We start from the raw sequence: 13,855 nt of genomic DNA, 5'->3' as shown, positions 1-13,855 counted from the left end.
GCGGCTGCCGTCATCGTTCTCACGTTCGATCGGCCTGTTGTTTCTGTGAGAACTGAAGGTAATCAGGCCAGATTAAACAGAGTGAAGTGATCATACGAATACGGTCTTTCTCAAGCAAGTCGTCGCTTGCTTGAAACGTTTGCATTCGGGTAAACGTGGTCGCATGAACCACACCGTGCCTTGCGAATCGCGACGCAGCATGCCGCAATCGCAGAAAACACAATCTCTGCCATAAAAATTCAGGTTTTCAAGGCGTGGTGCCGTAAACCCGGTGAGCATCTCCTTTTGCAGAGGAAAACGAGCGATGCGCTTGGGCAATTCTAGAGTCGACTTGAGTGCGTGCACGGACGCGATCACTAATGAGCCGCCCCGAGACGTGCGCGAGAGTCGTGGTAAAAGCACGACAACATTTACGACTTCGTGCGATATCGAGGGTGCCGTCAGTTTCGTGCGTGCGTCCCAATCCGGGAAAGGCTTGCGTCTCGTCCGGTGGTTAAGACTCATCCCGCCGGTGCCGTTCAGCAGCGGTGTACTCGTGTACGGATTAAGCGAAGCGATGGTTTCTCGGCTACGGGCCGACGACGAACTGGTGAAAGCCGTAGGAGCGTTGCTAGACTTGAAAGCCACGGTATCGCTGCAAAAGGGAAGTCTAACCGCGGTCGTTTTCAACAAACTGGCGAGCGAATCGAAAGAGATTGTGACGTTCTATCTCCGGGCCATTGCCCTCAGATTCGAAAAGCTCGCATACGCGCCCCTCAATGCTGAGCTCGGCAACGCCCGCCTGACTAGGCCATATGTTTTTCTAGTGACCGTCTCAGGCTTCGTGTTTGGCTTATGCCTCGCCCTTGCCGAGCCGACACTTCAGCCATTCTTGGTAGGTAGATATGGGTTGACGCTTGGTTTCCTGGTGGCTGCCGCGATGTTGCTGCACGTGATTCCGGTGTCATTGCGCAAACACGCGCTGGGCGGGGCCATCGCATCAACAGCGGTTACGGCTGCACTGACTTCGTCGCTTTTTGTAGGTCCGTCAATCGCGATACTCGCAAATACTGTTATAGGTGAGCGCTTTTTGCCCGCACAGCGGTTTCGCCTGACTGGAACCGTCCATATCAAGCGTGGGAAGCATATGTCGTGCTGGTTGCGTCTTGATACGCCATCGACGACGATCGCATCCGGTACGACCGTGATAACGCTGCCCTTGACCTGCGGCGAGGCGCATTACAGGGAAGACCCAGTGTCTCGATCGTATGATGTGGACGTCAATCCTGGCTTGCTCGGCGCACCCTTCGTACAATCGATTCATGCCGTCGATACGTTAGTGGGCAATCAGAATTAATCGATTGTCACCGACACACGCTTCAGTGTCGTACGACGTTTCCGACCGACTACTGCGCGACGCGGGCGCCCGAAACCGATCCACAGTGGACTAATACTGACGCTTCTTGAACCAGGCATCAGCGGAAGGCAGAAAGAGCAGAACAGTTGCTACTGCATTAGAGAAATACACGACGCCAGGATTAAAGTCGTTTCCAAAAATAATGTCCCATACAATAAGTAGTAGTCCAACCAGTGTCGATAGTGTTTGTGTAATTCGGGCCCAGTTCTTTTGATAGATCATTGCAAGTATCAACGTGGCATTAAGGGCGAGCCAGAAGGCCAAGGTTGCAATGGCCTGCTGCTGTACCCGCGACGCATAGATGCCTTGGCGCAAGTCTTCTAAAAGCAGGGGGACTAGAAAAATCATCTGCCTGAGCCAGACAAGTGCAAACAGCAGGGCCGCTATCTTGACTAGTCGTGGCGCTTCCGGCTGCAGAAGTGGGATAGAGCCTTTTTCTTTTACTATCATTTTAGTGAATCCATCGTTCGGATGCAGTAAAGTAGAGGCTGCCACAGACAATGGCCAATGTGTTCTTTCATCGTTTCGGCCACAGCGCGAGCCATTCGCGCGCTTGTAGTTGCCTCGATTGTCGACGATCTTGATGATGTAGTCGAATGTCGCTTCTTGGCCCGGTCAGCGACCACTTGCTGACCGGGCCGCAAAGAGACGTTCGAGAGTTCACCCGGAACGTCTGTATTTGATCGCATATCCTCTTGGACTAGCCCGTCTGAAGAACACAAATGTGCTGTTCTTCCATTCGGGCCTTCTTGAACATCTCCTTGCGGCTCAGGTCCGCCTAGTGTTTTCGTTCAATGCACCGCCGGCTGCGCCCTGGTTCCGTTCTGCGCGGTACTCGTCCCAAGTGCCTGCTCGATCGCATCGGGCAACTTCTTTACCGCCTCAATCGTTGCGCGATCTGCCGATAACCCTAAGTTATGCTTGAACTCGTCGAACTCGGCATGGCCGCTGCCAGTGACTCGTGGCTTCGCGATAACCTTGCCGGACGGATCGGAGACCGTGCATGTCAACGTGACACCAAAGTCGGTCGGCGGCCAAGTGACTATGCTCGGCGACGACGAAGTCGTCGTGATCTCCGGTGTGATTACGTACGTGAGACCTCTCGCGCGCGCAGCCGCTTCGCTCGGCGTTTCATCGAGCTTCACGACATCCCTGAATGTCTGCGAAAGTGCGAGATAGACTGGAAATTCAAGATCGTGATACGGTTTGTACGCGACCTTGTCGCCGCCACCGCCGGGCGTCACGACTTCCTGTGTGCGCATTGCATTCGTAATGACCAAACCAACGGTTGCGTTGATTTGATCGGGTTTCTTCGCGGGCGTCAGTGACGCCGCGTCGGGTGCGATCGTGATGTTGTGCGCACAGCCCGCGAAGAGGCTGACGCCGACCCACAGGGCGGCAAGGCGGATATATCGGCGAATCTGCATGTGCGTCCCCTCTAGTGAATGGCTTTCATGAAAACCGGATCGGCGTAGAGCTGCGCCAACAAGGTCTGCACGATCTGCGGATACGCCGCTGTTGCGTTGTTGATGGCGACGACGCCCATAAACGAGGAGTCCCAGCTGCCTGTTGCGGTTTTAACGCTGTCGTAGACGGTGTCTGCGCCGCGACGCACGACAAACCGCGCCGAGATGGTCCCTTCTCCGCGCGACAGACCCGATGCGTCGATATCGTTCTTGAGCAGCACGCCGCTGACTTCGAACTTCGCGTTCGGGGACAAGTCGCCTGCAACTGCGAATTCTTGCTCCATCGCGTTGGACAAGTACGTACCAAACGAGTCGCCGACCGGCGAGTGCATGCGTGCGGCGCGTAGGTGCACGGGATAAGGGTTGTCGTGAGTCTCTGGCGCATCGAACGGCTTGATGCGTGCTTCAACCGCACCCGACGACTTCAGCGTCTGAAGGTTGTCGACAGACGGCGCATATTTGGCCGCGTCGACTGACGCGCATGCAGTGAGAACGCAGCTTAGCGCTGCGCACACAACAGTCCTACTCAACATCGATGGTTCCCCTGTTATTGCGTTGCTATGCATATTTATATGTTGGATCGCGATGCGGGGAGGTGCTCAGAGCGACACCTGCGCACGTCGATTGTCGTCTTGCCGATACCGGCTGCGGCCGGTTCGTACGCGATCAGCGAGTCGTCTCGATTTGTACGATCTGGCCTCGCATTTCAATCTACGGCTGCGGCGGGCCAAACTTAATAGCGACTCTGATGAATTTGATAGTTATTTTTTGAGTCTTATGTCATCCGGGTACACCGCACCACAGCGCGAGTTATCGTTGTTATGAAATGAATGCCGCCGTTCGGGCGGGCAACGGCTATTCGGTTCGACGCTATGAAGGGTCGCTTCGGGTCGATCTGAGCCGGTTACCTTGGTTCGTGCTCGAAGCTGAAGATGGCAGTGGTTTAACGTTTGCGCTCTTGGGTCCAGACAGCCAGGCCTCCCGTGCTGACGCTGCCTGCATGATGAAGCTGCGAAACGATGCGCTGCACGCGTCGAACTGTTAGCAAGACAAATCACCACCCTCACCGCAACCCTGTTTGTCAGGGCTGCTTTTTTGTGTGCAGGGGCTCCTTCGTGTCTTTTCCTTATTGACGCCCCCTTACACCTCTTTTACGATCGGTGCGCCCGCATCGAGGGGCCGTAACCTTATAAAAAGCAAATATTCAAGGGGCAATAATGAGAAAAGCAAGCGCAGTATGTCTGGCCGTCGCAGCATTATTGAGCGCGTGCGGTGGCGGTGGCGGCGGTTCATCGCCCGGAGCGTCATCGCAAACCGCGGTACCTTCCGTCAGCCCGCAAGGCTTCTGGCAAGGCTCGACAAATAATGGCAGGACCATCCAGGCTCTGGTACTGGAGAATGGTCAGTACTACACGGTGTATTCCTCTAACAATGTGATCTACGGCATGGTCGAGGGCTCGTTCACAGTAAATGGGAATACGATTTCTGACAGTTCAGCGCGCGACTTCCAGAACGGCCTCAATCCGGTCTCCGGCTCGCTCACTGGAACGGTGTCGGCCGGACAGTCGATTTCCGGGACGATCGTCGAAGCAGGTAATTCGATCTCGTTCAATGGAACCTATAGCACTGCTTACGATGCGCCAGCAACACTGTCGCAAGCCGTTGGCACGTGGACAGGGTCGTCGATCGTGAACCCAGGCGGCGCCGTTGGGTCTACGACCATCACGGTCGACTCAACCGGGCAATTTACGGGGTTTTCCTCGACCTGCAACTTTACCGGTTCCCTGAAACCGCGCTCGAGCGGCAAAGGTGTGTTCGACGGGACGGTGACGTTCGCCGCGACGGGCTGTGTGCTGCCGGGCGCCTCAGTGCCGTTTGAGGCAGTCACAGCGAAAAACTCGAACGGAACCACAGGGTTGCTTGCGGCCGGTGTCACCTCCGGGCGGGATCACGACTTCCTGTTCTCTGCCCTCAAGAGCTAATCTCACGCCGGGCTCAGAATGACGACAGCCGGGTGCAACTGTATGCACCCGGCTGTCGAACCAAGTCCAGATCAGTGAGCGGCCGCGGGGGCTGCGTTTCGCTGCGCGGCCTAGCTCTGTGCCTTTTCCTTCGCAAGGTGGCAGCCGACGATACGACATCCTACCGCACCTATGACCGCGTACTTCCCTGCGATGGCGCCCACCGCGCGCCCTTCAGGCAACCCGCGGCGCTAGCCGTGCCACTGACATCAACGGCAGGCGGGCCGCATCCAACGGGACTGTGCTTTTGAGATTCTCTCAGCGGAAGGTTGAACGAACCACAGCGCCGGAAAGTTCAGAGTTAGCTGAAGCAACGTTTATAACTCACGTTGACCCAACCACTCGCAAAGCGCGCCGTCGCGGTTTTCGCGACTTCGAGGTTATTCGCATCCCGACAACGGCGGCAAACGACTGATGGAGTTCGATAAGGAGGTGGTCGACGTTTGCGGGTACCTTTCGCAGCCGGCGTGCCTGTTGTGGGCACGGCCAGACAAGCAGGCTTTTCCGAGATGCGCGGATGCCGCAGCGAGCGATCGTGCGACGCGGTGATCTGGCTCAGTTCGCCCGGGAGCCTCCAGCGGAGCCCGCTATTTCCGGCGGAGCTGCCGTCGCATTGACGTTGGCGGGTGCGGGCTTCGCAGCCTGGACGGCCGCGATGATCGGCGCCGACGAACCGAACGCACGATTCGAGCGCTTTTATGGCGCCATGCGTGAAGGCCAGCTCTTGATCTTGGCCGACGTGGTGGGATCGCAAGAATAAGAGATCGAGCAGATGGTCGCGAAGCATTTTCCGAGGGCCGATCTCGAAGGCGCGGACCCGCGACACCGATCTTCCCCTGAGAAGCAGTCGAGGCCGTCGGCGCCAGCTTTGGGCGGCGGCGAGCGAATGCGGAAAGGCAGAGGGCGGCCATGAGGGGCCATTCGCGTGCACCGTTGCTCGGACATTCAGGCGTCGGTTCCACTTAGGAACCGGCCATTCAATTCGCGAAGTCAATGACGGGGAGAAGCGGATTAAAGACGGCCATTCACACTTGGAACCTATTATCCTTATGGTTTAAAGGTGCTGGGCATTTGGGCCGCTCCTGAAAGCAGAATGGCACTTCGATCATCGGGACGTTTGTTCGAGCGCCGCCCTTACAATTTTTGGTGGTCTACTTCTTAGAGCGGCGCGTATCCTTGGTCATCCGGAGAATATCCATTTCCTTCTTCCGGAGGACGCCTGTTGGAGGATGCATCGTGGAGCGCAGGCTTGCAGCAATTCTGGCTGCTGATGTAGCCGGCTACAGCCGTCTGATGGGCACAGACGAGGAAGGCACGCTCGCCCAATTGAAGGGGCACCGGCAAGCGCTCGTCGATCCGAAAATCGAAGAACATCGGGGCCGCATCGTCAAGACGACTTTCCATGAGACATACGTCGACGGATTTGATGAGTTGCCGGCGGCGCTCAACAGTCTCTTCGACGGACGGAACCTTGGCAAGCTCTTGGTTCGTGTCTAGTCCAGCGAAGACTCGACGCTATTGGAGCGAGTTGTGTTATTCGGTGCAGACGACAAAAAAGTCATGCTACGCAGCCAGGCGCTCCAGGGTCATCGCTGGCAACGTCGGAGCGGGAGGAAAAACCCTCCAGCAGCCGTCGTCATGACGAAAGAAAAACAGTGCGACCTTCTCACTGTCGTGTATGGTCTCAACGCAGACGTAGCGGGTTCCCGCCGAGCGCGTACGGCCAAACGCAGTGATTCTTGCGGCGCTGAGGGCGTTGAAATCAAGCCATTTCTCCACCACGACACGTAAGGATTGCTCTCCGGTGCTGGCCATTTTTGTCCTCTCGGTCCAGGGAAAAGGCGCATTCAGATTTATCGCCCCTCGTTACACGTATCGATGCAACGTACGTGCCAGGGACTCTCCGGAGAATGATGTCAAAAGGAGCTCCTTGCAAGCGAGGACCGAAAACCTGCCCAATCAGACCGGAGCAACCTGATTGGCGCCTCGCAGAAGGTTCGCTTTTCGACAAGCCTAAATGACGGACATGCAACAGTGGGCGCGTACAGGCGCCGCGCGAGTGGGCGCGGGAACTACGGCGAGCAGAAATTCTTGCTGCCCCGGCAGTTGATGAGGCCGGCAACGATTTTGGCGCTCGCGTCTTGCGCGGAAACAGATGGCCGGCTGACTACTTCTTCCAGCTGCCGCGTTGCTCTCGATGAGTTGCGTGTTCTGTCAGCAGTCGCCGCATTGTGGCGAGTAAAATTTGCCCATCCACGGGCTTGCGAAGGAAACCATCGTAGCTGACGAAGGCGGGTGGGCTTGGCTCTCCTGAAACCAGTATAAAGACAACATCGGCTAATCCGGGGAGCGTACGCAGTTGGTGGCAGAGTTCGCTTCCTGACATGTTCGGCATACGCCAGTCGGCTACCACAATGTCCACAGGGCGTTCGATGAACATTGCGAGCGCTGATTGACCATCGGGCGCGCTCCTGACCTCAAATCCATCTGCGGCACAAATGGCGCTCCAGGCAGCCAAAGCTTCCACCTCATCATCAACGAGCAATACGCTTGTCATGTCAGTTGTCCGAGCCGCAACATATGTGTTCGGCAACTGGAGACCGGCCAAAGTTCACACCAATCTCGTCGAAGTCTCACGTCCGTCGTGCTCGCGTCGTTTTGGAGGATGCGTATCATGGGGAGACCCAACGGACGCAAGGATGTGCTACTCGGCCCAGATTCAAGCTGACTATCGCAGGTTCGTACGCATGTTTGGCGCGACGATGGACATCCATGAGTTCGCGCGCCTATTCTTCGAACGAGCAGAAGGCGTTAGCAAAGCTAAGATACCCAAGGCGATGGAAGATGCGTTTAGCTCCCCGGCAACTGAAGCAGAACGCGAAATCAAGACCGTGATCGACCGGTTCGACGCTGACCAGGTGACAAAGCTCGAGCAGGAGTTGTTCAAGTAGCGCAAGCGGCTCGCGGACGCTGAACGGACACTGCAGACAAAGACAACCAAGGCCGCAACTGAAAACCAGCGAATCGCCACTGACAAGATTGCTTGGACCCGAGGCAAGCTCGATGACATGCAATGGACCGAATCCAAGCCGCGGGACTCGCGGATTTTCGCCGGCCACTACGCGCCAGTCATGGTCATCGAAGACGGCCAACGCGTCTTGAAACCAATGCGTTATCAGTGTCGTATTGCTGGCAAACCGGCTGCCTACGATGTCAAATATCCCCGGACATACAACGCTCGTCGCGACAACCTTGAGGGTTTTTGGCGACCATGTTTTGGGTACACGCACGGCGTAATGCTTGTTGACGTCTTCTACGAAAACGTGAGCAAAGCGAAGTTTGAGGGAACGCTATCTGAGACACACGAGCGAGACGAAAACATCGTGTTGGAATTTCGTCCGAGCAACGGCCAATTGATGTTGGTCGCGTGTCTTTGGTCACGCTGGTCGGCGCCCGGCGAGCCGGACTTGCTGTCGTTTGCGGCGATAACGGACGAGCCCCCGGAGGAGGTCGCGGCCGCCGGCCACGACCGCTGCATTATTCCTATCAGGCCAGAAAACATAGGCGCGTGGCTCAACCCGGACCCAAAGAATCTGGACGCAATATACGCGATACTTGATGACAGGGACCGGCCATACTACGAGCATCGATTGGCCGCGTGATAACTCGCAGATTGTCGGCAGATGAAGAATGGACCTCTGGATTCAACCCTGTGTGCCCTGCGCTGAGCTTGCCGGCAAGTCGGCCGCAGAGCCTCCGCACCAGAACCTCAGGCTCGATGGCGTCCGCGAGGAGAAGGATGCGCGATTAGAAGAGCACTACAGCTGCGTTAGGTGCTACGGAGTGTTCGCGCGAATTCTTGCGGGGCCAGCGACAATTCAGACTTGGATGCTGCTGAACGCGGGCCAGCATTGAATCTATGCTTGGCGTCGTTTTGTCTTCAGGGCCATCGGAAGCTGGTTCACAGCCACTCTGCATGACCGGGGCTGGCCGCCGCCTGCTGATGTCGAAAATCCGTCTGGCAGGAACCCCTCTTGCTCGGTTATGCGAATCACGAGGGAGGCTGTATGAAAACGGAAGCCGAGGCGAGCCCGCCCGAGTCAGACAGTGCTGAGTCGCATTTTTCCTCATATGCAGAGCCTTTGGTGCGCGAAGCCATCGCTCATGCTAGTGCGTTGGAGGCTGACCCTGACGCCGAAGTCCTTCACAAGCTTCGCGTGGCGCTTCGACGGCTGAGGTCGCTTCTCTGGGCGTACCGACCGTTGCTGGATAGCGGACTTGATGACCGGCAGCGAGCTCTATTCAAGCAACTTGCGGGGTCTGCTGGACAGACCCGTGACTGGGACATCCTTATCGAGATACTTGGCGAAACGGTGGGACCTAGGCGGACGCCCTTTGACCGACTTCGAGCCGCGAGAGCCGCCGCTTCCGAGAGAAGCCGTGAGGAGCTCTCGCACGCCAGTATGAGTTTTGAACTTCAGGATGCCGTCACCAGCTCCAGCGCAGCTTTGAACGAAACGCATAAAAACACATCGCTGAAGAGGTTCGCACGCAAGCGGCTGGACGCCGCAGAAAAGTCATTGCATAAGCGTATGCGCGTCGCCTCCCGCAGTAAGCGTTCTAATTACGCGGCCTATCACGAAGTGCGCAAAGCTGGGAAGAAGGTGCGGTATCTGCTGGACTTTTTCGAGCCCCTACTAGGAACGAAGCAGCTGAAAACTGTGAAGGAATTGAAGAGGATTCAAAAAAGGTTCGGCTCGTTAAATGATGTCGTCGCCAGCGAGGCGCTGATAAATAACAATCCGGAGCTCTTCAAGGATGATCGTGCCGTCAGAGACGCGCTGCGCATACTGGAGAAGGAGCGGAAGCACAGAGTCCGGGCAGCCGCGAAATTGCTTTGAGGATTGGTGGGGAGCTGCCGAAGCGCTTAGACCCGGGCCGGTTCGTTCCAGGAGAGTTGACTGTCGTTCATCTTTCGTACAGTAGTATTTGCCGATTGAGCAGGGAATCCGCTGTGCGACGGTCGTTTCAGTCTCCAGCTTGGTCCATTTGCGATTTCTTGTCGACCACCGCAACCGGCGATATCTGCCCCGACCAATCTTCGCCTTTCGGTATGGTTGTTGCGATGGATGTGTAACCGCTCCGGACGCCCCCAATGCCAACCATTCTCCTCGTGGACAACGAACCAGACATTCTGGCCGCTATAAGCATGGCTCTGGAGTGGCAGGGATACAGGGTATTTTTGTCGGAAGACGGCAAGACGGCGCTCAACAAGGCTGGAAGAATGATGCCGGACCTCATAGTCACAGACTGCACCATGCCGGGGATGGACGGCATTGAGTTGTGCCGTCATCTTAAGTTGTACCCAGCCCTTTCCGCGATACCGGTAATTATGGTCTCGGCTCATACACAACCTCACCGGATACCGGCCCTCTGGAACGCATTCTTGCTCAAGCCTATAGACCTTGACGCGCTTGAGTCCACGGTAGGGTCGTTGCTTCTGTCTCGGCCTTCGCGCGAAACGCTGCGGCCCGTGGGTTCCGACCGGGCGATGTCGCGTTGGCAGCCGGTATCTTCCGTACTGATTTCCTGACGTGAGGTCCGGGTAGCCTCGCGGCGGTCGACTTGCGTTGCTGTTAAACGAGTCCGCCCAATTGTCCACCTTTTCGATTCGCAAGCAGATATTGCAGCTTCTCCAGCGAGAGTGGCTTCGTCAGGTGATAGTCGAAGCCCGCTGCTAACGCTCTTGATTTATCAGACTCGGCGGCATATCCGGTCAACGCTACCAAAGTAATGTCATTCAGGGTGTGGTCGGAGCGAACAGCGCGCGCAACATCGAACCCATCAACGTCTGGCATGCCCACATCAATGATTGCGACCTGCGGTCGGACCTCCGCAACAAGGCGAATTGCGTCGCGTCCATTGTTTGCAGTGGTCACATCGTGTCCTTCAAGCTCCAACAACGTGCCCAACGACATCAGAGCGTCCGGATTGTCATCGACCAGCAGGAGTCGTACAGAGTCGGGGGCCGCACTCTCTGCCGACGGCTCGGACTGGTCCTGTGCCGATGGCCCGCGAAGGATTGGCAACTGTAGAGTGACGACTGTGCCGGTGCCGGCGCCTTCACTTTGAAGAGCGATGGTGCCGTCGTGCAACTCGACCAACCGTTTCGCAACGGCGAGGCCAATTCCGAGTCCGCCTTCAGCTCGCGAGTGTCCCCGGGCAGATTGCGCAAAAAGTTCGAAGATGTGCGGCTGCACCGTCGTATCAATTCCGATTCCATTATCTTTGACGGTGATAATGACCGCGCCATCCGGAGGGGGTCCAGCACTGGCATCGACATCAACAGTCATTTCGATTACCCCACCCACCGGCGTGTACTTCGCCGCGTTCGAAAGGACGTTGCCCAGAACCTGACTCAGTCGAACGTGGTCCGCGCGAACCGGGACAGGCGCCTCGAGGCCATTGATCTTCAGGGTATGCCGGCGAGACTCGAAGTGATGCTTGACCGCCGTTACAGCGTCGAAAGTAATTTCGTTGAGAGACGTATCCGTGTGCTTGATGGCAAGTTTGCCGTGTTTCAACCGTGCTGCGTCGAGCAGGTCATCGACGAGCGTGCGCAAGTGTCTCATCTGTCGTTGAGCCACGGTCAGTACTTCTACGGCCTTGGCGTTATCAGCGCACAGGCGCGCAGCAGCACCAATAGCGCTGTCGATGGGTGCCATCGGATTTCGCAGTTCATGCCCGAGCATAGCGATGAACTCATTGTGCCTCTGGTCGCTTGCAATTCCATTGTCGCGCGTGTCCACGACGGTCAGTGCTGTTCCGGCGAACACTGCGAGGTTTGACAGCAGCCGAATGTCTTCGCAATCAAACTGGCGGTCGGCAGTGTGGGACATCACCCATATTGCGCCTAGCTGCACATCGCCGCAGGTTATCGGAACAACGACACCTTCCGTGACGTCGACGTTCGCGAACTGAAGACATGGGAAATGTAGCTGCGGCCGAATGAACAGTTGCGGCGTGCCTTTCTGAAGCGCTACCGAACATGGGCATTCGTTCCATGCAGTTGTCTTGCCCCTAAGGGCAGCGCACACACCCGCCACAGCCTGCCATCTGAAGTACCGATTTTCACCGCTGCCTTCGACGACGCTAATCCCTGCGCTGCCGGCTTCGCAGACTGCGAGCGCGGCTTCCGCGATTTCCTGCCACAGACGAGTTTTTGGTTCAGTCTGGGCTTTCGCGAGTCGGACAAGCGCTTTGATTTCAGCCGCGTAGTCGGGTTGCCGGGCCGGCCTTCTAGCAAGCTCGTCGTTATCAGTGAGCGCGGGATTGCTTTCCATGAACGATGCACAGCTTCCCAGGAGTGGACGAGAAGGAGGGCGGCGGTGGCCGCTGCAGAGAGCCTGGTCAGTCACGAGGTGTGACAACCCAAAGGAAAACGCTGACAGCGTCGGCCCGGCCTATCAATCGCAAGATGGCCCTGAAGGCCGACTCTCTCATTTTAGGCTCCTAAGCACAAAACGCGCCGCAATCGACGGAACGATTTTTGACGCAACTCAAACTAACATATGCTCGGACGATACAAGGAGCGGCAAAGATTGCACGATATTCCGCGCAAGCTGGCCGTTCTTACGCAATATCAGCGATGGCGATCAGGGAACGGCCGGACTGAAAGCAGGGTCGACGGCGACCCTCGGCTTGCTCCGGTGTATTTAGCCCATTGGCACGTATGTTGCTGCGCAGGTAGACCAACATCCCGGAGCAGGCTAATGAAACCAGCACACGAAGCCCCGGCTCCGACAGACGAACTGGATACGGTTCCCGATACGTCAAGCCCCGCATATGCGACACAGCATCCCTTAGCTCGAGCATTTGACTCCTTTGCCAGTCTGGTAACGCGCTGGGCAGGATCACCGGTGGCCTTTTGTCTTGCCGTAGCGACTGTTGCTGCGTGGGTGATTACTGGACCGCTGTTCCACTACTCGGATGGCTGGCAACTGGTGATTAACACCGGCACGACCATCGTCACATTCCTTATGGTGTTCCTGATTCAGCAGAGCCAGAACAAGGACAGCGTCGCAGTGCATCTCAAGCTCAATGAGCTCCTCGCGTCCCACCGGGCCGCGGACAATCATCTAATCGGAATCGAGGATGCGACCGAAGAGGAATTGCGGAGGCTGGCGGCCGCCTACCTTCGGCTATCGACAAAGAATCCAAACGACGAGGATATTGTCCGTGCCGCAGCGGGACGTCAAGGCCTGCCGTGAGGAAAGAACCAGAGCCTGACCGGGTGAGCGCGAAGCGGGCCACGGCGGCAGCACTTCTCTCGTTTCGCAACAGATGTTTCCCTTGTCAGGTGATTGCGCGCCGCTTTGCCCACCGGCGTGGTATGCGGATTGCGGTCCCGAACAGGGCTAACGCCGTCCGGCGTTAGCCGATTTGTACTTGAGGAGACTGCGATGCGAGCTGCGACGAAAGGAGTTTTGATTTCAGCACTTTTGGTCGGAATGTCAGGTGGCGTCTTCGCCCAAAGCGCGGGCGGCGGCGCCGCTGGAGGCCAAGGCGGCACAGGAATGAGCAAGCCAAACCCCGGCGGCTCGACCGACTCCGTCTCTGGCGCGTCAGGGGCCAATACCATGGCACCCGCAACAACGAGTTCGCACAAAAAGATGCACAAGAAGGCGGGGACTGCCACGCCTTCGTCGGCTACCAATCCTGCCTCGGGTGGAAGCTGAGCGATAGGTCTCAGGTCGTCGGTCGACCTCAAGTCCACGGGGGCCTCAGGGGTGGAGGACCGCGCCTGAGGCCAAATCGAGAACACCGAGATGGTTGAGCTTTGGCCCTTAACGGGGCCTGGCGGGCGGCATCCCGGGCAGACCTCGTGATTCCCGACATTACGCATATCTATTCCTTGCGGCAAGTCATGACGTCACCAGGTTGTTATAGACAAAAAGCGCATCCACACCGGG

General features: G+C 57.1%; 12 protein-coding genes and 2 pseudogenes. 8 read left to right on the top strand and 6 right to left on the bottom strand.

Going from position 1 to position 13,855, the window contains the following annotated elements:
* The first annotated feature begins 616 nt into the window (after nt 1-616).
* A complete protein-coding gene (locus L0U84_RS10435; RefSeq protein ID WP_233849694.1) occupies nt 617-1,336 on the top strand; it encodes a hypothetical protein in 720 nt (239 codons plus the stop codon).
* A 90-nt stretch (nt 1,337-1,426) separates the two neighbouring features.
* Here the strand turns inward: L0U84_RS10435 and L0U84_RS10430 are convergent, their stop codons facing one another.
* From L0U84_RS10430 to L0U84_RS10420, 3 genes are all read right to left on the bottom strand, one after another.
* Nucleotides 1,427-1,846: a hypothetical protein gene (locus L0U84_RS10430; RefSeq protein ID WP_233849692.1), complete on the bottom strand. Its 420-nt coding sequence runs from the start codon at nt 1,844-1,846 to the stop codon at nt 1,427-1,429.
* 341 nt (nt 1,847-2,187) lie between these two features.
* Entirely contained in the window at nt 2,188-2,823 is a 636-nt protein-coding gene (locus L0U84_RS10425) for a hypothetical protein (protein ID WP_233849690.1), read from the bottom strand.
* Between the two features lie 11 nt (nt 2,824-2,834).
* A complete protein-coding gene (locus L0U84_RS10420) occupies nt 2,835-3,194 on the bottom strand; it encodes a hypothetical protein (RefSeq protein ID WP_233849688.1) in 360 nt (119 codons plus the stop codon).
* 885 nt (nt 3,195-4,079) lie between these two features.
* Between L0U84_RS10420 and L0U84_RS10415 the strand changes: the two genes are divergently transcribed.
* The 3 genes and pseudogenes from L0U84_RS10415 to L0U84_RS10400 all read left to right on the top strand — a co-directional run bounded on the left by L0U84_RS10415 (nt 4,080) and on the right by L0U84_RS10400 (nt 6,380).
* Nucleotides 4,080-4,844: a hypothetical protein gene (locus L0U84_RS10415; RefSeq protein WP_233849686.1), complete on the top strand. Its 765-nt coding sequence runs from the start codon at nt 4,080-4,082 to the stop codon at nt 4,842-4,844.
* Between the two features lie 610 nt (nt 4,845-5,454).
* Nucleotides 5,455-5,723: pseudogene (locus tag L0U84_RS10405) on the top strand (DUF1269 domain-containing protein); the annotation flags it as partial.
* A gap of 396 nt (nt 5,724-6,119) precedes the next feature.
* Nucleotides 6,120-6,380, top strand: a complete 261-nt coding sequence (locus L0U84_RS10400) for a hypothetical protein (protein ID WP_233849682.1) — start codon at nt 6,120-6,122, stop codon at nt 6,378-6,380.
* A 66-nt stretch (nt 6,381-6,446) separates the two neighbouring features.
* On the opposite strand, the gene L0U84_RS10395 is transcribed toward L0U84_RS10400, so the two are convergent.
* Together L0U84_RS10395 and L0U84_RS10390 are read right to left on the bottom strand one after the other, a co-directional pair.
* On the bottom strand, nt 6,447-6,698 hold the full coding sequence (locus tag L0U84_RS10395) for a hypothetical protein (protein ID WP_233849680.1): 252 nt from the start codon (nt 6,696-6,698) through the stop codon (nt 6,447-6,449).
* A 352-nt stretch (nt 6,699-7,050) separates the two neighbouring features.
* Entirely contained in the window at nt 7,051-7,440 is a 390-nt protein-coding gene (locus tag L0U84_RS10390) for a response regulator (RefSeq protein WP_233849678.1), read from the bottom strand.
* 142 nt (nt 7,441-7,582) lie between these two features.
* On the opposite strand from L0U84_RS10390, the pseudogene L0U84_RS10385 reads away from it, so the two are divergent.
* From L0U84_RS10385 to L0U84_RS10375, 3 genes and pseudogenes are all read left to right on the top strand, one after another.
* A pseudogene (locus tag L0U84_RS10385) lies at nt 7,583-8,545 on the top strand (SOS response-associated peptidase family protein).
* A gap of 405 nt (nt 8,546-8,950) precedes the next feature.
* On the top strand, nt 8,951-9,784 hold the full coding sequence (locus L0U84_RS10380) for a CHAD domain-containing protein (RefSeq protein ID WP_233849676.1): 834 nt from the start codon (nt 8,951-8,953) through the stop codon (nt 9,782-9,784).
* 254 nt (nt 9,785-10,038) lie between these two features.
* Entirely contained in the window at nt 10,039-10,476 is a 438-nt protein-coding gene (locus L0U84_RS10375; protein WP_233849674.1) for a response regulator, read from the top strand.
* 43 nt (nt 10,477-10,519) lie between these two features.
* Here L0U84_RS10375 and L0U84_RS10370 read toward each other — a convergent pair whose 3' ends face one another.
* The gene (locus L0U84_RS10370; protein ID WP_233849672.1) at nt 10,520-12,226 is read right to left on the bottom strand and encodes a hybrid sensor histidine kinase/response regulator; all 1,707 of its coding nucleotides are present in this window, start codon (nt 12,224-12,226) and stop codon (nt 10,520-10,522) included.
* A 429-nt stretch (nt 12,227-12,655) separates the two neighbouring features.
* Here L0U84_RS10370 and L0U84_RS10365 point away from each other — a divergent pair, with 429 nt between their 5' ends.
* On the top strand, nt 12,656-13,153 hold the full coding sequence (locus tag L0U84_RS10365) for a low affinity iron permease family protein (protein ID WP_233849671.1): 498 nt from the start codon (nt 12,656-12,658) through the stop codon (nt 13,151-13,153).
* Nucleotides 13,154-13,855 lie beyond the last annotated feature (702 nt).

Source organism: Paraburkholderia sp. HD33-4 (genome assembly GCF_021390635.1).
Lineage (GTDB): Bacteria > Pseudomonadota > Gammaproteobacteria > Burkholderiales > Burkholderiaceae > Paraburkholderia.
Note: the sequence above shows the minus strand (reverse complement) of the source record. Positions and strands in the feature narration are given on the sequence as shown.

Coding starts and splice junctions, on each gene's coding strand:
- L0U84_RS10370 (WP_233849672.1), bottom strand. CDS start 12,226: ATGGAAAGCAATCCCGCGCTCACTGATAACGACGAGCTTGCTAGAAGG.
- L0U84_RS10430 (WP_233849692.1), bottom strand. CDS start 1,846: ATGATAGTAAAAGAAAAAGGCTCTATCCCACTTCTGCAGCCGGAAGCG.
- L0U84_RS10425 (WP_233849690.1), bottom strand. CDS start 2,823: ATGCAGATTCGCCGATATATCCGCCTTGCCGCCCTGTGGGTCGGCGTC.
- L0U84_RS10375 (WP_233849674.1), top strand. CDS start 10,039: ATGCCAACCATTCTCCTCGTGGACAACGAACCAGACATTCTGGCCGCT.
- L0U84_RS10380 (WP_233849676.1), top strand. CDS start 8,951: ATGAAAACGGAAGCCGAGGCGAGCCCGCCCGAGTCAGACAGTGCTGAG.
- L0U84_RS10395 (WP_233849680.1), bottom strand. CDS start 6,698: ATGGCCAGCACCGGAGAGCAATCCTTACGTGTCGTGGTGGAGAAATGG.
- L0U84_RS10390 (WP_233849678.1), bottom strand. CDS start 7,440: ATGACAAGCGTATTGCTCGTTGATGATGAGGTGGAAGCTTTGGCTGCC.
- L0U84_RS10415 (WP_233849686.1), top strand. CDS start 4,080: ATGAGAAAAGCAAGCGCAGTATGTCTGGCCGTCGCAGCATTATTGAGC.
- L0U84_RS10365 (WP_233849671.1), top strand. CDS start 12,656: ATGAAACCAGCACACGAAGCCCCGGCTCCGACAGACGAACTGGATACG.
- L0U84_RS10420 (WP_233849688.1), bottom strand. CDS start 3,194: ATGCACTCGCCGGTCGGCGACTCGTTTGGTACGTACTTGTCCAACGCG.